General features: G+C 71.9%; 20 protein-coding genes and 1 pseudogene. 12 read left to right on the plus strand and 9 right to left on the minus strand.

The annotated features are described in order from the left end of the window. Window positions 1-197 precede the first annotated feature (197 nt). Window positions 198-962, plus strand: a complete 765-nt coding sequence (locus AC27LF_RS17965) for an AroM family protein (RefSeq protein WP_479659534.1) — start codon at window positions 198-200, stop codon at window positions 960-962. Between the two features lie 10 nt (window positions 963-972). After that, the gene (locus AC27LF_RS17970; protein ID WP_479659535.1) at window positions 973-1,638 is read left to right on the plus strand and encodes an aspartate/glutamate racemase family protein; all 666 of its coding nucleotides are present in this window, start codon (window positions 973-975) and stop codon (window positions 1,636-1,638) included. 91 nt (window positions 1,639-1,729) lie between these two features. Here the strand turns inward: AC27LF_RS17970 and AC27LF_RS17975 are convergent, their stop codons facing one another. Continuing rightward, window positions 1,730-2,467 carry a hypothetical protein gene (locus AC27LF_RS17975; RefSeq protein ID WP_479659536.1) on the minus strand — a complete coding sequence of 246 codons (738 nt, stop codon included), beginning with the start codon at window positions 2,465-2,467 and terminating at the stop codon, window positions 1,730-1,732. A 362-nt stretch (window positions 2,468-2,829) separates the two neighbouring features. Here AC27LF_RS17975 and AC27LF_RS17980 point away from each other — a divergent pair, with 362 nt between their 5' ends. The 6 genes from AC27LF_RS17980 to AC27LF_RS18005 all read left to right on the plus strand — a co-directional run bounded on the left by AC27LF_RS17980 (window position 2,830) and on the right by AC27LF_RS18005 (window position 5,546). Beyond that, window positions 2,830-3,519, plus strand: a complete 690-nt coding sequence (locus AC27LF_RS17980) for a DJ-1/PfpI family protein (protein ID WP_479659537.1) — start codon at window positions 2,830-2,832, stop codon at window positions 3,517-3,519. Between the two features lie 130 nt (window positions 3,520-3,649). Next, window positions 3,650-3,976: a hypothetical protein gene (locus AC27LF_RS17985; protein ID WP_479659538.1), complete on the plus strand. Its 327-nt coding sequence runs from the start codon at window positions 3,650-3,652 to the stop codon at window positions 3,974-3,976. A gap of 28 nt (window positions 3,977-4,004) precedes the next feature. Then, window positions 4,005-4,292, plus strand: a complete 288-nt coding sequence (locus tag AC27LF_RS17990; RefSeq protein WP_479659539.1) for a DUF3817 domain-containing protein — start codon at window positions 4,005-4,007, stop codon at window positions 4,290-4,292. Continuing rightward, complete coding sequence (locus AC27LF_RS17995) at window positions 4,289-4,750, plus strand: DUF6010 family protein (protein ID WP_479659540.1); 462 nt, start codon at window positions 4,289-4,291, stop codon at window positions 4,748-4,750. The genes AC27LF_RS17990 and AC27LF_RS17995 overlap by 4 nt, the downstream gene beginning before the upstream one ends. Window positions 4,751-4,869: 119 nt before the next feature. Continuing rightward, the gene (locus tag AC27LF_RS18000) at window positions 4,870-5,163 is read left to right on the plus strand and encodes an ArsR/SmtB family transcription factor (RefSeq protein ID WP_479659541.1); all 294 of its coding nucleotides are present in this window, start codon (window positions 4,870-4,872) and stop codon (window positions 5,161-5,163) included. Then, complete coding sequence (locus tag AC27LF_RS18005) at window positions 5,160-5,546, plus strand: VOC family protein (RefSeq protein ID WP_479659554.1); 387 nt, start codon at window positions 5,160-5,162, stop codon at window positions 5,544-5,546. The genes AC27LF_RS18000 and AC27LF_RS18005 overlap by 4 nt, the downstream gene beginning before the upstream one ends. Window positions 5,547-5,619: 73 nt before the next feature. Here the strand turns inward: AC27LF_RS18005 and AC27LF_RS18010 are convergent, their stop codons facing one another. The 8 genes from AC27LF_RS18010 to AC27LF_RS18045 all read right to left on the minus strand — a co-directional run bounded on the left by AC27LF_RS18010 (window position 5,620) and on the right by AC27LF_RS18045 (window position 16,158). Continuing rightward, entirely contained in the window at window positions 5,620-6,651 is a 1,032-nt protein-coding gene (locus tag AC27LF_RS18010; RefSeq protein WP_479659542.1) for an alpha/beta fold hydrolase, read from the minus strand. Window positions 6,652-6,695: 44 nt separating this feature from the next. Next, a complete protein-coding gene (locus AC27LF_RS18015; protein WP_479659543.1) occupies window positions 6,696-7,982 on the minus strand; it encodes an esterase/lipase family protein in 1,287 nt (428 codons plus the stop codon). A gap of 257 nt (window positions 7,983-8,239) precedes the next feature. Further along, complete coding sequence (locus AC27LF_RS18020) at window positions 8,240-9,238, minus strand: glycoside hydrolase family protein (RefSeq protein WP_479659544.1); 999 nt, start codon at window positions 9,236-9,238, stop codon at window positions 8,240-8,242. Window positions 9,239-9,269: 31 nt separating this feature from the next. Continuing rightward, the gene (locus tag AC27LF_RS18025; RefSeq protein WP_479659545.1) at window positions 9,270-10,550 is read right to left on the minus strand and encodes a TRAP transporter large permease; all 1,281 of its coding nucleotides are present in this window, start codon (window positions 10,548-10,550) and stop codon (window positions 9,270-9,272) included. A gap of 1 nt (window position 10,551) precedes the next feature. Beyond that, window positions 10,552-11,148: a hypothetical protein gene (locus AC27LF_RS18030; protein ID WP_479659546.1), complete on the minus strand. Its 597-nt coding sequence runs from the start codon at window positions 11,146-11,148 to the stop codon at window positions 10,552-10,554. Continuing rightward, window positions 11,145-13,274: a hydantoinase/oxoprolinase family protein gene (locus AC27LF_RS18035; RefSeq protein WP_479659547.1), complete on the minus strand. Its 2,130-nt coding sequence runs from the start codon at window positions 13,272-13,274 to the stop codon at window positions 11,145-11,147. Before AC27LF_RS18035 ends, AC27LF_RS18030 begins: the two co-directional genes overlap by 4 nt. Window positions 13,275-13,369: 95 nt before the next feature. After that, the gene (locus AC27LF_RS18040; RefSeq protein ID WP_479659548.1) at window positions 13,370-14,968 is read right to left on the minus strand and encodes an FAD-dependent oxidoreductase; all 1,599 of its coding nucleotides are present in this window, start codon (window positions 14,966-14,968) and stop codon (window positions 13,370-13,372) included. An 83-nt stretch (window positions 14,969-15,051) separates the two neighbouring features. Beyond that, a complete protein-coding gene (locus AC27LF_RS18045; RefSeq protein ID WP_479659549.1) occupies window positions 15,052-16,158 on the minus strand; it encodes a LacI family DNA-binding transcriptional regulator in 1,107 nt (368 codons plus the stop codon). A 678-nt stretch (window positions 16,159-16,836) separates the two neighbouring features. Here AC27LF_RS18045 and AC27LF_RS18050 point away from each other — a divergent pair. From AC27LF_RS18050 to AC27LF_RS18065, 4 genes and pseudogenes are all read left to right on the plus strand, one after another. Further along, window positions 16,837-17,667 (plus strand): site-specific integrase, encoded by an 831-nt coding sequence (locus AC27LF_RS18050; protein ID WP_479659550.1) that lies wholly within the window; start codon window positions 16,837-16,839, stop codon window positions 17,665-17,667. A 51-nt stretch (window positions 17,668-17,718) separates the two neighbouring features. Further along, a complete protein-coding gene (locus AC27LF_RS18055) occupies window positions 17,719-17,970 on the plus strand; it encodes a tyrosine-type recombinase/integrase (protein ID WP_479659555.1) in 252 nt (83 codons plus the stop codon). After that, complete coding sequence (locus tag AC27LF_RS18060; RefSeq protein ID WP_479659551.1) at window positions 17,967-18,302, plus strand: helix-turn-helix domain-containing protein; 336 nt, start codon at window positions 17,967-17,969, stop codon at window positions 18,300-18,302. Before AC27LF_RS18055 ends, AC27LF_RS18060 begins: the two co-directional genes overlap by 4 nt. Further along, window positions 18,299-18,789 (plus strand): annotated as a pseudogene (locus AC27LF_RS18065) (hypothetical protein); the annotation flags it as partial. The gene AC27LF_RS18060 and the pseudogene AC27LF_RS18065, both read left to right, overlap by 4 nt.

Consider the following 18,789-nt stretch of genomic DNA (forward strand, 5'->3'; position numbering starts at 1 on the left):
GCCGGCGCGGTGACGCCGGGGCCGGGCGTCACCGCGCCGGCCCCTCAGCCACACCGGCACCACCACACCCACGACACCCACCCCGTCCACCGCGCCCGCACGCGCCGCGCTCGGGCGCCGCTCATCCCGACCCCCGCATGCCCCGCGCTCGGGCGGCCTCGTCCGACGCCCCTGCGCCCCGACCTGCTGGAGTGACCGTGTTCCCGAACCAGCCCCCGGCCCCCGCCGCACCGGCCGGCCCCCCGTCCGCGGGCCGTCCCGCCCTCGGCCTGGTCACCATCGGCCAGGCCCCCCGGTCCGACCTGCGGCCCGACGCCGAGCCGCTGCTGCCCGGCGTCCACCTCATCGAGCACGGCGCCCTGGACGAGGACGACTTCACCGGTGGCAGCGAGGCCGCCACCCGCCGGGCACTTGCCCCCGAGCCCGGCGAGGCCCCCCTCGTGTCCCGGCTGCGCGACGGCGGTTCGGTGCTGCTGGGCCACCGCGCGCTGATCCTCCGGATGCGACGGGCCGTGGCCCGCGCGGAGGCGCAGGGCGCGGTCGCGACCCTGCTGCTGTGCACCGGGCGGTTCCCCGCCATCCACGGCTCCCGACCGGTGCTCTTCGCCGAGCCGCTGGTGCAGCGCGCGGTGGCCGCGATCGTGGGTGACGCCCCGGTCGGCCTCGTGTGCCCGCATCCGGACCAGGTCGCGGACGTCACCCTGCGCTGGACCGAACTGCTCCCCGGACCCGTCACGGCCGCCGGAGCCGACCCGTACGCCCCGGCCGATGAGGCCCATCGGCAGATCGCCGAGGCGGCCCGGAAACTGGCCGACGGCGGAGCGGCGTGGCTGGTGCTGGACTGCATCGGCTACACCGAGCAGATGCGGGCGACGGCGGCGCGGGCCGCCGGCCGGCCCGTACTGCTCGCCCGGTCGCTGGCCGTCCGCGCCGCGGCCGAGGTCGTGGCCGCCCACCCCTGACCTTTCCCACATGAAAGCGAGGTCTGCCGTGTCCGTTCCCACCGTCGGCATCATCCGCGTCCTCACCAGCGAAGACCCCGCCGTGGTCGAGGACCACGGTCGTCTGCTGTCCGAGCGTTACGGCCTGCACACGGTGTCCCGCTGCATCCCCGACCAGCCGCACGGCATCCACGACGACGCCTCGCACCGCCGGGCGGAGCCGAAGATCGTCCGCCTCGCCCGGGAGTTGGAGGAGGACGGCGTGGACATCGTCATCATCAGCTGTGCGGCCGATCCGGCCCTGGACGACACCCGTGCGGCCGTGCGCGTTCCCGTGGTCGGGGCGGGTTCGGCCGCGGCGGCCGTGGCCCTGTCCCTGGGCCGCCGGATCGGTGTCCTGGGCATCCGGGACGAGACTCCACCCGCCGTGGCCGCCCTGCTCGGCACCCGCTTGACGGCCTCGATCCGCCCACAGGGCGTGCACAGCACCACGGAACTACGCACCCCGGAGGGCACCGAAGCCGCCGTTTCGGCGGCGGCGGACCTGGTCGCGCAGGGCGCGGACACCCTCCTGCTGGCCTGCACGGGCCTGACGTCCATAGGCGTCCGCCCCCGCCTGGAACACCACCTCGGCATCCCGGTGGTGGACCCCGTACTAGCAGCAGGCCTGATCACCACCTACCACCCCACCACCTGACCCCGCCGCACGGTCCCGGACCACGCGCCCGTCGTCCGGCCGTCAAACCCTGCTGGTTCCGGGGGGTTTCTGGCGCGAAGGTGTGGGGTGGTCACTGGGGGCGCATCAGGTTGAGGTCCTTGCCCCAGGCGTTCAGTACCGTGGCGTGGCCGGCTTGGCGGGCTGCCGGTTCGACCTGGGCGAAGAGCCGTCGCTGCGTGGGCACGTCGCCGGTTGCCGCGATGTGTTCCACCGCGGCCAGCAGCATGCCGGTGTCCCAGCCGGGCAGGGGGAATCGGGCGAGTTCCCACTCCAGGTACTTGTTGTAGGGGCGAGGGCGACGGTCGAGGGCGAAAAGCAGTTCCAGCAGATACCGGATGCTGTCGGCGGCGTCGAGCCGGGCCGCGAGCGCATGGCCGTCGCGGTCGTTCTTGACCGAGCGGTAGAGGGAGTTGGCGTAGGCGTCGAGCCATGCGCGTGCGGTGCGGGACGCCTCATCGGTGGTGAGCCGTGCCTTGTCGGCCAGGATGTGTGCGATGCCGCCGTCGAGCCGGTCGAGCACGATCCGGGCACGAGCGAGGGCGTACCGCTCGAAGCCCGGCATGCCGGCGGCGCGGAACTCGTCCAGGGAGACGACGACGAGGTCGAGTTCCGGGGTGCGGTGCCCGGCGAACCGGGTGAGTTCCGTTGCGGCGCCGTCGGCGAGGACGACGTACAGGTCGTGGTCGGAGTGTGCGGTGGTCATGCCCTCGTGGGCCCAGGAGCCCTTCAGGACCAGGCCGACGACGGCCGGATCGATGGTGGCACGCTCGACGAACGTGTCGTAGGTGAGGCGCTGGTGCGCAGTCATGGCGAAGTCTCCGGTGGGGTGATGGCGGGCACATCAGCCGGGCGGCCCCCGCGGGTGGGACCGCCGGCACCGTGTGCGGCGGTACGTGGCCGCCGCGGGGAGATCAGCGCACGTGTGGAGTTTATCCGCCGGCCGGATGTGGTGAGCGGCTGTGCACGGACGTGCGGGCGACCGTGGTCCGTGGCCCTGCGGCATGGTGGCGTCGGCGCTCAAGGCCCCCGGCTGGAGGGCTGGTGGTGGGGCTTGGCGGTATTCCGTTGAAGAGTGTCACTGGTGCCACTGGGGTGCCCGAGGGCGACCGCATACGTTCGAAAGGCGTCTCCGGCAGCGGGCCGGTTCGCCCTCGTCCGAAGGAACTCTCCATGCGCGCCCAGATCGTCCTGTTCGACGGCTTCGATCCGCTCGACGTCGTCGCCCCCTTCGAAGTGCTGTCCGCCGGCGGCATCGCCTCCGCGGGCGCGCTCAGCGTGGAACTGGTCTCCGCGGAGGGCGCCCGCGAGGTGGTCAGCGGCACCGGGGGCCTGCCCCTGCGCGCCACCGCCGCCCTGGACCCCTCGCGCCCCGGCCTGATCGTGGTTCCCGGTGCGGCGGGCCGCGTCGGTAAGCCCGACGAGGTCCCCGACCGTGACGCGGACGACGGGGAGTGGCGCGAGAACGAGTTCATCCCGGTCCTGCTGGCCCGCACCCTGAACACCGAGTTGCCCGCACTGATGACGGCGGCCATGGCCAACCCCGAGGTGACGGTCGCCACCGTGTGCGGCGGCTCGCTCGTCCTGGCCATGGCGGGCCTGCTGGAGGAACGCCGTGCCACGACGCACCACCTGGGCCTGGACATGCTCGACGCCACCGGCGCCCACACGGTGCGGGCCCGCGTCGTCGACGACGGCGACCTCGTGACCGGCGCCGGCGTGACCTCCGGGCTCGACCTGGGGCTGTATCTGCTGGAGCGCGAGCTGGGGCCCCGTATCGCGCACGCCGTGGAGGAGATGTTCGCGTATGAGCGCCGCGGCACGGTGTGGCGCGACCGGGGCCCGGCCCCCGTGGGTTTCTGACCGCACACGTACGCACACCCGGCCCGGCACAGCGCGCCGCTTCTCGTCCACCCCTCTTTCCCTCTCCCCCTCTTTCTCCCTCCCCCTCTTTCCCTCTTCGTTCGCGCACACCGTAAGGAAGAACGGCACCATGTCCGTCGAAGGCATCTGGGACCTGTCCATCTCCACTCCCATCGGCAGGATCAAGGCCGTGGTCGATCTTCGGAGGGAGGCCGGCGTGCTGACCGGCGTCGCCCGAGGAGCGGGCGAGGAGGTCCCGCTCAGCGATGTCGCCCTGGACGGCGACCGGCTGACGTGGCATCAGGCCATCACCAAGCCCCTGCGGCTGAACCTGGCCTTCGACGTGACGGTCGACGGCGACACCATGAAGGGCACCTCCAGGGCCGGGCGCCTTCCGGCCTCCAAGGTCAGCGGTGAGCGGCGCACGGCCCCGCCCACGGCGGAACACCGACCCTGACGCCCGCCTCCACCACGGGAGTACGACCGTGCACCTGCGGCCCCTGCGCATCGCGGCACACACAGAACTGATCTCACTGGTCGTCATGCTGACCAACCTCGCCACCGCCCACCTCGAACCCGTCTCCTCCCTGATGGGCCCCACCCACGGCTGCGCCTATCTGTTCGTCGTGATCGCCACCTGGCGCCTCAGCCGGGCCACGCCCACCGCCAAGGCCGTCGCCGTCGTCCCCGGCGTCGGCGGTCTCCTCGCCCTGCGCCTGCTCGACCGCTCCGGCGCCACCCGTACGGACCCGGAAAGGGCCACCCAGTCATGATCTACGTCATGCCGATCCTGATCGGCCTCCTGTACGCGCTGCTGATGTCGCTGATCCGTGAACCGCACCGGCGCCGCTTCAACGCGATCATGGTGGCGGGCGCGGGCGCCGCGTATCTGAGCGGTGGCGGCTTCGGCGGCTGGGAGTTCCTGTTCACCGCCGTCGCCACGTATGTCGCCTACCGCGGCCTGGAGTCCTGGACGTTCATCGGCATCGCCTGGCTGCTGCACACCGCCTGGGACGTACTGCACCACCTCAAGGGCAACCCGATCGTGCCGTTCGCCCACACGTCCTCCCTGGGCTGCGCGATCTGCGATCCGGTCATCGCCCTGTGGTGTCTGCGGGGCGGCCCCTCGCTGATCGACGTCGTCCGCGGCCGGTTCACACGCTCCCGCGCCGCGGCGGTCACACCGCGGAAACCCGCCGTCGGCGACGCGGGCCACGCCCGGAGTCGATGAGCCGCACGGTGATCCGCGCCGCGTCGTCGTGCGCCGACCGACGGCAGGCGGCCGCGGCATGAACCGTCTCCGGACAGCGGACTTGATAGGCAAGTCACCACTTGCCTATGCTCGTGGTCGTGGCGGACGATGTCTTCAAGGCGTTGGCCGACCCCACCCGTCGGCGCATCCTCGATGAACTGGTGGAACGGGACGGCCAGACCCTCTTCGAGATATGCGCTCGGCTGACGGCCAAGCACGGCTTGGGGCTGTCCCGCCAAGCGATCAGTCAGCATCTGGCCGTACTGGAATCCGCGGGTCTGGTCATGTCGCGGCGCCAGGGCCGCTACAAGTTCCACGACCTGAACACCGAGCCGCTGGAGCGCATCGTGACCCGATGGCTCAGGCCCGACACACCGGAGAGCAGCCCATGAAGATCCATCTGTCCAGTGTCTTCGTCGACGACCAGGAGACGGCCCTGCGTTTCTACACCGACGTGCTCGGCTTCGAGAAGAAGCACGATGTGCCGCTCGGCGAGGACCGGTGGCTGACCGTGGTCTCGCCGGAAGATCCCACCGGGACCGAACTGCTGCTTGAGCCCTCCGGCCATCCCGCGGTGCGGCCGTACCGGACGGCTCTCGTCCAGGACGGCATCCCGGCCACCTCCTTCGCCGTGGACGACGTACGGGCGGAGTTCGACCGGCTGCGCGGACTCGGGGTGCGTTTCACCCAGGAGCCGCTGGAGACGGGCACGGTCACCACCGCGGTCTTCGACGACACCTGCGGCAACCTGATCCAGATCGTGCACAGCGAGTAGGTGTCGCGTCCGCCGCGGCGGCGTCACCACCGCCGGGTGGGTCCGCCGCCGTACGGACACGCCGCGCACGCCGTCATGCCGAGAGCACGTCCAGCAGCGCGGCGCCGAAGACTTCGGGCCGTTCCAGATGCACCGCGTGCCCCGCGCCGGGCACGGCGACCTCGCGCACCGTGCCGCCCTCGGCCGCGTAGCGGTCCAGGGCGTGGCGCGTCTGTGCCACCATCGGCTGGGCGGGGGTCCCGTCCCAGCCCGGCACCGCGCCGATCGAGCCCAGGTGTGCCAGGTCGAACATCGAGGTGTCCGAGACGATCACGTCCTTCTCGCCGCGGATCCACAGCACCGGCGGCTTGGGGTCGATCAGATGGAGGTCGTCGATGCGGAAACGCAGCGGGGAGAGGCAGTTGAGCACCCCGCGGGTGCCCGGTGCGACACCCGGCCAGCAGGGGGACGCGGTGGTGTCGCCGGGATAGTGGTCGTCGCCGGTCCGCGTGCTGAGCATGGACGTGACGTACTCGTCCTCGTGCTCGGGACGCCACGGCGGGTTCACATAGCAGTTCGCCAGGACCGAGCGGGGTGAGAGCGGGGAGTCCTCGCCGCGGTCGCCCTCGGCGAGCCGCGCCACGAACTCGGGGTTGGCCGTGCCCGCGCCGGAGCCCGCGCCGTCCTCGGAGTTGAGGATGCCGTCCTTCCCGTGGGTGCCGCCGAAGCCGTACGGGGAGACCGGGTTGACCAGGGTCACCGAGCGCACCGCCGCCGGGTGGTCGCGCAGATACTGCAGCACCACGCCTCCGCCCATCGACCAGCCCACCAGGTGCGCCCGGTCGATCCCGAGGGCCGTCAGCAGCGCGGCGAGGTCGTCGGTGTGGTCGCGCAGTCCGCGTGTCGCGTCGATGGGCAGCGGGTCGGTGCCGCCGAAGCCGCGCAGGTCCGGCGCGATGGGCCGGTAACGGTCCGGGAGCCGGGCGAGGGCGGGGCGCCAGAACGCGGCGGAGGAGACGTTGCCGTGGACGAAGACGACCGGTTCCCCCTCGTCCCGGACCTCCTCGATCTGGACGGTCAGCCGCTCGGTGGGTACGCGGCGGGAGCGGATGCTGCTCGTGCTCATGTGCGGTCCTTGGTCTCCTGGGTTTGCCTGGTCCGTCGTTCTCGTCACGACAGCCAGGTGGCGATCTGGGCGGCGGCCGAGGTGTTCCACCCCAGTTCCAGGTGGTTGGCGCCGGCGACGGTTGCGGTGCCGCCGACGGTGGGGATGCCGGTGGTGTCGAGCGCGCTGGCGATGAAGACGACACCGTCGCTGGGGCCGCGGTTCTCGTTGAAGATGCCGAGGACGTCCGGGGAGCCGCCGGCCAGCAGGTAGGTCGTGACCGAGGCGGGTACACCGGCGTTCTGCAGCGGCTTGATCAGCGAGCCGGCGTCGATGGCGGCCTGGATACCGCCGCCCGCTGTGTAGAAGCCCTGGCCGCCGTAGTACGTCGTGTACCAGTCCTGCGCGGCGCCGTCCACCCCGTACACCCCGTCCCAGCGAGCCAGCATCTGACGCTGGCCGGGGTAGTCGTCGTAGCCGCCGGAGGGCGTCATGGAGAATTCGGGGTGCGCCGTGTACAGGCCGTAGCAGGTCATGTGGGAGTGCGGGGAGGGTGCGTTGACCTTTCCGCCGCATTCCGGCCAGATGGAGAAGTCGTGCGCCCAGCCGTGGGCGTACGGGTAGTCGTAGCCGCCGTTCGGGCCGCCGACGGTGATCAGTTTGCGTACGTCACCGGCGTAGCCGCGGCCCCAGCTCGGCTTCACCGACGACACATACGCACGGGTCGACATCTCGCCCTTGCTCCAGCCGACGAGGTCGACCTTGTCGACGCCCAGCTTCGCCTTGATGACGGCGATCGCGTCGCCGACGATCTGCGCCTGCATCAGGTTGTCGCCCTGCTTGTGCGCGAAGCCGACGGCGAAGACGCGGTGGCCGCGCGCGGACAGGTACTGCATCAGCCCGGTGGACGGGCAGGAGGCGGCGCCGCAACCGTAACCGCCCGCCTCGCCCGGGTCGGCCCAGGCACGGTCCGCGGTGTCGTTCGCGCCGTGCACGAGGAGGACCGGCGTGGTGCGGGTGCCGGTGTTCCAGCCGGGCGCCGAGTAGAGCAGGAAGCGGCCGGAGTAGGGGCGGGAGACGCCGCCGAAGTAGGTGACGCGCCGGCCGTCCTGGTCACCGCGGCCGTCCGGCGGGTAACCCTCGGTGCGGAATCCGGTGGTGGTGTCGAGATAGCGCTCCACGCTCTCCCAGCCGCCCTTGACGACGCCTGACCCGTAGCTCGCCTCAAGGGTGAGGTACGGCGGCGCGGCGGCGGACGCGGTGCCGGCGGCGGTCGGAACGCCGGCCACCACCGCCAGCAGCAGGGCGAACAGCAGCCGCCACCGCCCGATATGACGTCGTCCGTGCCCCATGTTCCGGACCCCCTTGTCCGCCTTTGTCAGCCTTGTCAGCCTTGTTCGCGCTGCCGCCGGGCCTGCCCCGAGCAGCGCACACGCTAGGCAAAGGACGCGAGGCACGGCATGTGCGCGGGCCCTATAAAGAAGGCCACTTACATGGTGGCGCTCAACGGTCGGTCCCTCTCAGGCCCGATCCCGCTCCCCCAGCACGAGGGACGGCCCTCGACCGATCTCGCGGTCGAGGGCCGTCCCCGCCGGTGCCGGGCGGTTGGTCAGGCGCGGGCCACCGCTATGGAGCCGGCGAGGCGTTCGCCTGCCTCGTAGATCATGTAGGGGACTCCGTGGTCCGTGCCGAAGCTGGGCGCGGCGGCGCGGCCGTTCTCCGGGGCCGAGGAACGGGAGTTGTAGAAGACGCCGAGGTGGTTGCGGAGGGTGAAGTCGTTGCCGACCTCGGTGATCATGATGTCGCCGCCGCTCTCCTTGTCCTTGTTGTAGACGACGTAGGTGGAGTTGTTGCGGTGCAGCAGGTGCGGGCCGCCGACGTTGACCGCGCCGACGTCGCCGTGCCGGATGAGCGGCTTCTGGTCGAAGGTCCAGTTGCGTCCGTCGGCGGACCAACCCCAGTGGATGTCACGGTGGTTGGTGGTGTTGTTGAGCATGAAGACCATGACGTAGCGGGCGCCCCGCGAGGGCAGGTCGTGGCGGAAGACACGGGCGTACGACGTCTCCGTGGTGCCCGCGGGCAGCATCGCCGTCGTCAGGACCGCCTTGTCGTAGGTGAAGTGGATGCCGTCGGTCGAGCGGGCGAGGCGGGTGGTGGTGTTCTCGCCGTGGAAGTACAGCCACAGTTCCTTCGCGTCGGCGTTCCACAGCACATGGGGTGAGGAGACATGGCTGACGGAGTAGTGCGGCTGCCACTGGTTGGAGACGATCGGGTTGTCCGGGTACTCGGTGAACGGCCCTTCGAGGGAGTCGCCGTAGGCGAGGCAGATGCCGCCCGGCGCGTCATGCGGCGCGTAGTAGAGGTAGTAGCGGCCCAGCCGCGTGGCCAGCTTGTCGTAGACGCCGCGTACGGTGGGGAAGATGATCTCGCCGGTGGGGTTGTAGGCGAGCTTCGACGGCGTCAGCAGGGTGCGGACGTAGGTGTAGTCGGGGAAGCCTGCCGGCGCGGCCGTCGCCGCGGGTGCGGCGGCGGTGCCCAGGGCCAGGGCGGCGCCCGTGGCGGCGGTGCCCTTCAGGAAGAGACGGCGGTCGAGGTGCGGCTCGTGCATGTCGGCTCCATCGGGTGCGGAAGGGATCGGGTCACAGGTACAGCGCGGCGGTGACGCACAGACCGCCGAGGGCGACTGCCCATACGTAGGGCAGGGTGCGGAGCATGACCTGCTGCGGGCTGACGCCGGCGTACTGGGCGCTCCACACGGTCTGGGTGCTGGTCGGGTCGGCGACGCCGAAGACCTGGTTGTAGCTGGTGGCCATGCCGAGCACGGCGGCGGCCGGGTAGATGCCGGTGGCGATGAGGACGCCGGCGATGCCCGCGCCGAGGCCGAAGACGTTGAGCGGTCCGCGGTACAGGCACAGCGGCACCAGCAGGGTGAAGACGAGCACGAACAGCACGGGGTTGTCCGGGCTGACCGCCTTGACCAGGGGTTGCAGGGCGTCGACGGCACCGGGGAGTTTCACCGCGGCGAGCAGGATGCCGATGGCGACGAACAGGGTGATCGGCGGCGCGGCGACCTCGAAGCCGCCGTACAGGGTGCGCAGCAGCCGCTTGTTCATCTCCCGCGGTTTCGTCGTGGTCACCAGGGCGTAGCCGACGCCCGCCAGCAGGGAGGGGACGATGGCCACCTCAAGGCCGAGGGCGAGCACCAGCGGCACCAGCGGGGCGAGCAGCGCGTACCAGGGTGCGTCGCCGAGCTGTTCCCGGCGTGAACGGGGCCGGGCCGGCACCGACTTCAGGGACCAGGTGTGCTCGGTGCCGCGGCGACGGGTTTCGATCACCACATAGGCGAGGGCCGCGGCCAGTGCGAAGGGGAACAGTTTCACCATGAAGCCGCGCACGGTGGGGATCGGCAGGTTCAGCGCGGTGGAGAAGAACTGCCACACGGGCAGTTCGAAGGGGGCGCCGACGGCGATGCCCATCAGCACGGTGCCCGCGGCCGTCACCTTGGGCACGCCCACGGCGATCATGGCGGGGATGCCGATGATGCCGGCGAGCATGGCCGCGGGCGCCGAGCCCGTCACGGTGCCGACGAGCGCGGAGACGGCGAGGACGCCGAGGGCGACGACGGTGGGCCGATCGCCGCCGAACTCCACGATCTTGCGGACGAGGGTGCCGGCGATGCCGGTCTCGTCGAGGAGCCGGCCGAGCCAGGAGCCGAGGATGATCGCGACCATGGTCGCGGCCAGCGCCGGTGCGCCCTCCTGGAGCACCGTGTCCAGGACGCTGTTCTCGCCGGTGAGCGGCGCGCCGGCCAGGAAGGCGATGGCCACGGCGAGGATGACCAGGGCGAAGGCCGTGGGAATTCTGCGGGTGAGCATCGCGGCGACACCGGCCGCCATGACGACGAGGATGACGACACCCATGTCAGTTCTCTCTTCTTGCGGGGCGGGCACGGTCGTCGCCGGTCACGGCGGCCAGCGCGGCGGTCAGGAGCAGGGGGCTTCGGCCGAGGCCGCACACGGTGCGGGCGTAGGCGTGCGCGGCGACCTCCTCGGCGCCTGCGACATGGCCGGGCAACTGCCAGCGGCCGAGCCGCATCGCGGTGTGGCCGAGGCTGCGGGTGAGGGCGGCCCGTGCCGGGCCGTGGTGGAGGTGGGCGTGCGCGGCCTCGTGGGCGAGGGCGGCGGCCCGCACCGAGCCCGGCGGGTACCAGGCGCGCCAGCCGTGTTCGTCGACGACGCGCTCGGCGAGGGCGAGGGTGTCGGTGTACAGCTCGACCGTCGGCGGTCGTGAGCGGTAGCGGGCGAGCAGCCCTTGCCTGAGTCCGCCGTCGCGTTCGACGACGCGGGCGGTGCAGGCGACGGGGGTGAGAGCGGCGCCGAACGCGTCGGCGGCCAGGGCCCATCGGCGCAGCAGCAGGGGGTCGCGGCCCTCATGGGTGGGGGTGGCGGCCAGCAGTCGTACGGCCCACTCGATGTCGTCGGTCCGCGCGAGGTCCTGGCCTGCCGCGGGGGCGGTCATGTCCGTGCCTCCAGGACGGCGACGACGGGTTCGTCGGCGGCCCTGGAGCGCAGTTCGCTGCGGGCGAGGGCGAGCAGCGGCTGCGGGTCCAGCACGCCGGAGAGGTCGGCGATGCGCGAGCCCAGCAGCAGGCGGACGGCGGGGGCGCGCACTCCGCCGTCGCCGTAGGAGGTGGACTCGGCGACCAGGCGGGCCAGGACCTCGGGTGCCTGTCCGACCGTGGTGGCGGCCACCGTGGCGTCGGCGGCGTGATGGCGTACGACGCCGTCGGCGTCCACGATCCGTACCGGATGCCGGTCGGGGCGGAAGCGGCGAGGCGTGTCGGCGCCGTAGACGGTGTGCGCGGGCGTGCCGGCGAGGACCTGGACGCGGGAGGGGTCGGTCTTGAGGCTGGCCGCGGCCAGGCGCAGGCGTTCGTTCTCGTCGGCCCGGTGGGCGCGGTCCTGGGTGCGCAGTTCGGTGGCTCCGGTGGCGACGGCGCGCACGGCATGGGTCTGCGCGTCCACGGTGACCTCGACCTCCACGCCGTCGGCGGCGGCGCCCTGGGCGATGACGGCCTGCTCGGCTTCCGCGCGTACGGCGAGGATCTGTTCCTGACTCGCCCCGGGCACGATCCGCTCCACCTGTTCGCGGACCAGGGCGAGGGCGACGCCGATCGGGCTGATGACCTCGCTGTGCGCGGCGATCCGGCCGCGCATGCCGGTGACCGCGGCCAGGTGCGGGGTGACGGAGGCCGCGCCGCCCCCGCCGCCGACCAGGACCGCGATGTCGGCGTCCAGTCGGTACTCGCGTATCAGGGTGTCCACGACGGTCTTCACCTGGGCGGTGCCCGCGTCCAGGATCCGGGTGGCGGCGGTGGCCACGTCGGTGCCGAGTGCGGCGGCGAGCGGGGCGAGCGCGGCGCGCGCCACCTCGGGGTCGGCGTGGGCGAAGTCGCCTTCCGGTACCCGTCCCAGGGCGTTGGCGGCGCAGGTCAGGGTGATCGCGAACCGTCCGCCCGCGGCGTCGAGCACCGCGTGGTCGGCGGCGTCGCCCGGCATCGGGCGCACCGTGGTCAGTGTGGCGTCCCGCAGGTCGTCGGCTGCGGCGAAGCAGGCGTACGGCAGGCCGGCGATATGGGCGCTGCGCGGGCCGACACCGGTGATCCGGCCGTCTGCGAGGCGGACCATGGAGCCGCCTCCGATGCCTACGGTGCGCACGTCCAGGGCGTTGAGGTAGGAGGTGCGGCCGAGGATGGTGGCGTGCCGTACGGCGACCTTGCCGCGGCGGACGACGCTGATGTCGGTCGAGGTGCCGCCGGTCTCCAGGAAGACGCCCTCGCTGACGCGTTCTTGCATCAGGGCGCCCGCGACTCCCGCGGCCGGTCCCGACAGCACGGTGAGCAGGGGGCGGCGGCGCATCTCGTCGAGCGACATCACTCCCCCGTCGCAGCGCATCACCATCAGCGGCGCGGTGACGCCCGCCTTGGTGATGGAGGAGTCCACGAGGTCGGCGGTGGCCAGCATGCGCGGCAGGATCGCGGCGTTGACGACGGCGGTGCGGGTGCGCTTGCGCAGCCCGTACAGGGAGGTGATGTCGTGCGCGGCCGTCGTCGGCAGCCCGGCGGCGCGGCCGGCCGCGGCGACGGCCTGCTCGCCCTCGGGTCGATCGACACCGAACGGCTCGCTGGCCACGAGCGCTTGTGCGCCGGCGTCCTTCAGCTGCTGGACCGCCGCGTGTACGGCGCGTTCGTCGTCGGGGTCGGGTACGTGCGCGTACAGCAGGGGAAGCCGTTTGCCGGGGGTGAGTTCGAGCTTGGCGAGGGAGGCGAGGCGGCGGGTGAGGAAGGCCGCCGGTCCCGTGCCGATGCCGAGCAGGCCCACGGTGGCGACGTCGCCCTCCAGCAGGGCGTTGGTAGCCTGGGTCGTGCCGTGGGCGAGGAAGGTGACGTCGGCGGGTGCGTGGCCGGTCTGTCGCAGGAGCCGGTCGAGCGCTTCGACGATGCCGTGGGCGACGCCGTCCTCGTGGTGGTGGCTCGTGGGCACCTTCACCTGGCCCACGAGTCGGAGCGTCGTGGCGTCGACGGCCACGGCGTCGGTGAAGGTTCCGCCCACGTCGATGCCGACGCGGATGCGGTGGGTGGTCATGTCCGGGCACCTCCTTGTGCTGGGTCGGTCCACGCGGGCGGCGGGGCGGGGCAGGTGGTGCTGCCCCGCCCGACTCCGCGCCGCGCGGGGGTGGTTCAGTAGCCTCTGACGTCGGGCCAGTGACGTTGCACGCCCGAGCGGTCGAGCAGCCGGCCGAAGTCCTCCAACCGCTTGTTCTCGCAGTGCACTTGGTGCGGCTCGACGTTCTCGGCGAGGCAGTAGCCGGCCAGGGCGCCGGCGACCTCGCCGACGTTCCACTCCACCGGGTGCAGCCGGTAGCAGCCGTTGGTGATGTGGGTGGTGCCGATGTTCTTGCCGGCCGGCAGCAGGTTGCGCATGCGGCGCGGCAGGAGCGCGCCGAGCGGGATCTCGAAGGGGACGGAGCCGATGTCGATGTAGGAGTCGCCGCCGGTGGAGGGGTGCAGATCGATGCGGTAGCCGCCGACGCCCACGGAGTCGCGGTAGCGGGTGCCCCCGCGCGGGCCGACCAGGTCGATGGCGACGTCGTGTTCGGTGATGGTGGTGACGGCCTTGATGCGCCGCGACTCGCGCACGTACGCGGCCTTGGCGAGGCCGTCGGTGGTGCCGGTGACGTCGGGGCGGGCCCGCAGACCGGGATAGCCGGTGCCGCCGTCGGGGCGGGGTGCCTCGGTCTGCAGCCAGTACAGCAGCGACAGCGACAACTGCCGTGCCCCGTCGAGGGCTTCGGTCTCCTGGCCGATGTAGGGCTTGAGCCAGTAGTCGTTGAGCGGCCAGTTCACCAGCGTGATGTCCGACGCGAACGCGCCCGGTGCGTGCAGTCCCCGGGCCAGGATGCGGCGGAATCCCCACAGTTCCTTGTCGCCCGCGTCGGCGCTCTGGTCGGCGGTGACGGCGAGCGGGTCGATGTCGGGATTGGGCCGGAAGGTGCGTCCGACGGGTTCCAGGGTGCGCGGATCGGGTGCCGTGAACCCGAGCAGCGGGCCGGGCCAGAACGCGGGCCGGTAGGCACGCCAGACGTCGTAGTCGGCGGGCCGGTCGATCGTGTGGTCCTCGCCCTCGTGGTGGGAGATCGCGAAGCAGACGGTGATGCCCTGCTGGTTGAGGGGCTGCGCGGCGTCCGGAGCGTGCGGCTCGTCGAACTCGGCTCGTGACTCGGCGCCGGTGGCGTGTTCGACGCCGGCGAGGTGCAGCAGTTCGCCGGTCTCGGTGGCGTCCAGGACGTAACGGGCGGTCAGCGTGCGGCGGGTGCCGTCGCGCAGGTCCCGCACGGTGACCGATCGTACGACATCGTTGTCGGACTCGGCGGCGACCGGCCGGTGTTCGGTCAGGACGGTCAGGCGTCCGGCCGCCCGGTGCGGGGCGAGCATGCCCTCCAGCACGGCCAGCGCCACCCGGGGTTCGTGGCACAGCTTGCTCACCCGTCCGGCACCGGGGTTGAGTTCGGCCACCGCCCGTGCCTCGGCGCGCAGCGGGTACCACTGGCGGTAGTAGTCGCGGATGGCCTCGCGCAGTTGCCGGTAGGTGGCGGTGACGCCGAACTGCTCCACCCACGGGTGTTCGTCCGGCGGCACGGCCTGGCTGGTGAGCTGGCCTCCGATCCAGTCCGTCTCCTCGGTCATCACGACGCTGCATCCGGCCCGGCAGGCCGCGAGCGCGGCGGCGACGCCGCCGAGCCCACCGCCCACGATGAGGATGTCGGCTTCCGGTATCACGCTTCTCCTTGCTGGTCTTCGGGGCCGACCGGCCCAAGGTGCGGCCGGTCGGGTGCGGGGTTCGCTCGGTGGCCGGCCGTGGCTCAGCCGGCGCCCGGCGGACCGGCGCTGACGCCGACCCTGAACGTGCAGGCGACGAGCGTGCTTTCGGTCGGCTCGCCCGCGATGAGGGCGGACAGCAGCCGGACGGCTTCGGCGCCCAGCCTCGCCCGTGGGATGTCGAACCCCATCGGTACGGGCTCGCTCGCCAGGTCCGGTGGCGGGCTGCCCAGGACCGCGAGCGACACATCGCCGGGGCAGCCGAGGCCCGCCTCGGCGACCGCGGCCCGCAGGGCGCGCCAGGCGTCACCGGTGTCGGTCTCCTCGGCGACGAACGCGGTCACTCCGTCCCTGTGCCAGGCGCGGATCCGCGCGGCGGTGACCTCGGAGGCCGGATCGGCCGAGCGGAAGACGGCCCGCGGCCCGGCGGGCAGGCCCGCGGCCCGCAGGCCGTCCAGGAAGCCGCGCTCGCGGTCGGCGGAGGCCGGCGCGTCGTCGTCCTCGCGCACCAGCACGACGCGCCGGTGACCGGCGTCGGCGAGCGCGGTGACGACGTCCCGGCTGGCGCTCACGTAGTCGGCGCCCACCCAGGCCACCCGGTCGGTGTCCTCGCGGCGGCCGAGATGGACGACCGGGAAGCCGTCCCGCACGAGCCGCGCCAGTTCCCGCGCGGGAGCGTGCCGGCCGAGGAAGAGACAACCGTCCGCCAGCCGTACCCGGTTGAGCGCGCCCGCGCCGGCCGCGTCGGCGCCGCCCGCGCTGGAGCCGGTGAACAGGACCAGGTCGTAGCCCTGTGCGGCGGCCTCCTGCTCCACGCCCACCAGGAAGGGGTAGTACGAGTGGCGTACATCGGTCGGGAAGGTCGCGGTGAAGCTGAACACACCGAGCAGGTTGTTGCGGGCGGCGGCGAGCCGGCGGGCGGCCGGATCGGGCACGTAGCCGAGGCTCTGCGCGGCCTGGAGGACCTTGCGGCGGGTCTCCTCCGAGATCGGCCGCGCCGTCGCCTCGTCCCGTCCCGACAGCACCAGGGACACCGTCGCCTGTGACACACCGGCCAGTTGGGCCACCTCGGCCTGCCGGGGACGGGAGCGCCGTCCCGGCGGCGCAGGGGTCCGCCCCGGCCGGGCTCGTCCCGCGACTTCCTTGGCCACGCCGCTCCTCCTCGCTGTTAATGCGTATTAGGTAATGCGCATTAACGAGCACTGTGAGGGACCGGCGGTTTCAAGTCAACCCCCGTGACGGGCCGGTGTCCGAACGGAACTCAGCGGTAGCGGAGCGACCTTGGCCCCGGTTCGGTGACGTGGCCGTTTCACCTGCGCAGCGGGCTCCACGGTCCTCGGCCGACGGCGCTGGTCGGCGCCGGGTTCCCGGGGAGTTGCCGGCCGCCGCCGCGGTCCTCCTGATCGTTTGCCGACAGGTGGGCGACGCGTCCGATGAACCCGTGCGATCCGGGGATCGCCTCCGCCCACTCCGGCGGCCGAGGTTCCGCACGCTCCTCGACTACGCGCGGCGGGGCGACACCATGCACATCTCCGAGATGCTCCCCGCCCGGCCGTGGTCGCCGACAGGACTTGGTCACCGCCGATTTCCGTTCGGATGTTCCGACCGCCGCCAATTGCATCGGATGCGAACTCGCGATAGTTGGCGAATCTCCCGGTGAGGCAAGGGCAATCGTGCTGCGGACCTGCAGACTTGAGCGTGGTCTCTGACGGTGACGATACCCGCGTCTCGGACCTCATCGTGGTCCATGCAGGGGGCTGACCTCGGGCTTCTCCAGCGACTCGCATGGGATGCGGTTTTCTCGCATCTGATGCGAGTCACGGAGGGTGGTGAATCGGTGGGGTTCAACGGGCCGATACCGGGGGGCGGCCGGGCTGCACCTGGTCGACGGGGTCGCCTTGCTGCGGCCCGAGGAACAGGTCTTCACGGCGATGCTGACCGGGTTCGCCAACCAGCAGCTCGCTCGGAATCTGGCCCGGACGACTGTCGAGGTCCGGGAGAACACGGTCAAGGCGTTCGCGGCCTACGTGAACACCTATCCCTGGCTCTGGACGCCGGCGATGGTCGACGAGTGGCTCGGTGACCTGCGTTCACTGCGGGACCTGAAGCGTTCCACGATCCGCTCGTACTCGGAGGCCGTGCGGGCGTTCTGCCACTTCGTCACCGATCCGCTGTATGAGTGGACGGCCACCTGTGAGGAGCGGTTCGGGACCCATCCGGTTCAGGTGGTGCACGAGTGGAACACCGCGGTGCACGTCCAGGACAACGAGGCGGACGCCAAGAAGCGCGCGTTCACCAAGGCCGAGCTGCACGCCTTCTTCGCGCACTGCGACGACGAGGTCGCCCGCATCCGGGCCTTCGGCCGCAAGGGCTGGCTGCCCGCCTTCCGTGACGCGACGCTGTTCAAGACCGCCTACGCCTTCGGAACGCGGCGCAACGAGACACGGATGCTCGACGCCGCCGACTTCGGCCGCAACCCGCATGGCGGCGAGTTCGGCGAGTACGGCCGCTGCCAGGTCCGGTTCGGCAAGGCCAAGAATGGCTCGCCGCCCAAACGCCGCGGAGTTCTGACCGTCTTCGACTGGACACCGGACGTCCTGGACGAGTGGTTCACCGAGGTCCGCCCGCTGTTCGGCGCCGACAACAACCCGGCGGCCTGACCCTCCGAGCGGGGACTGCGGATTGGCTGCCAGCGGCTCAACTCCCGCTTCATCGCCTACCGCAAGGCCCTCGGTCTGGACGAGGGGCTCGACTTCCACTCCTTCCGCAGGTCCTACGTCACCCACCTGATCGAGGACGGCTGGGACCCGCGCTTCGTCCAGGAGCAAGTCGGCCACGAACACGCCAGCACCACCTCGCTCTACACCTGCGTGTCCTCGGACTTCCGCACCCGCACCCTGCGGCGGCATCTGGACTCCACCATCACCGCCGCTCTCCAGACCCAGACCGGGAGGCAAGCATGAAGCGCAAGGTCGGCTACGCCTGGCGGCTGCGTGAGGTCATGGCCCAGCACCAGATATTCACGGCCACCGAACTGGTGCCGCTGCTGCGCGAGCGCGACATCGACCTGTCCGCCTCCCAGGTCCACCGTCTCGTCTCCGGCACCCCGGAACGACTGTCGTTGCAGGTCATGGCCGCGCTCTGCGACATCCTGTCGTGCACCCCGGCCGACCTGGTGGCCACCACCGCCGAGAACGCCGGCGTCCGCAAGACCGCCACCGGCGACCTCCCCACCCCGCCTTCGAACGTCGCGAAGCTCCGCCCTCGCGCGGCCCGCATCCTTCCCGACGCATGACCCGCCCCTACACCACCGACGAACAGTACGAACGCTGGTTCATGGCCGAGTGCTGCCGCTGCGGTCTTCGCAGACACAAGGCCGGCGCCTGGCCCGACGGATACGTCTGCCGGACCTGCTCGGACCGCGCCGTCCGGACACGGGGCACCTGCCCGGGATGCGGCGAGGACCGGGCCCTTCCCGGGCTCCGCCCCGGTGACGGGGCTTCGATCTGCACTACCTGTGCCGGCTTCTCCCAGACTTTCGACTGCTCACGCTGCGGTTTAGAGGGCAAGCTCCTGCGTGGTCGGCTCTGCGAACGCTGCACGCTCACCGACCGCCTCACCGCGCTTCTCGACGACGGCACGGGCCGTGTCCGTCCCGCGCCGGTTCCGCTGTTCGACTTGCTGGTGGCGATGGACAAGCCCGGAAGCGGACTGGCCTGGCTGGACATGCGCCGCGGGCACCTGGGAAACGCCTCTCACCTGCTTCACCGGCTCGGCCAGAG

The organism is Streptomyces diversicolor, assembly GCF_057537855.1.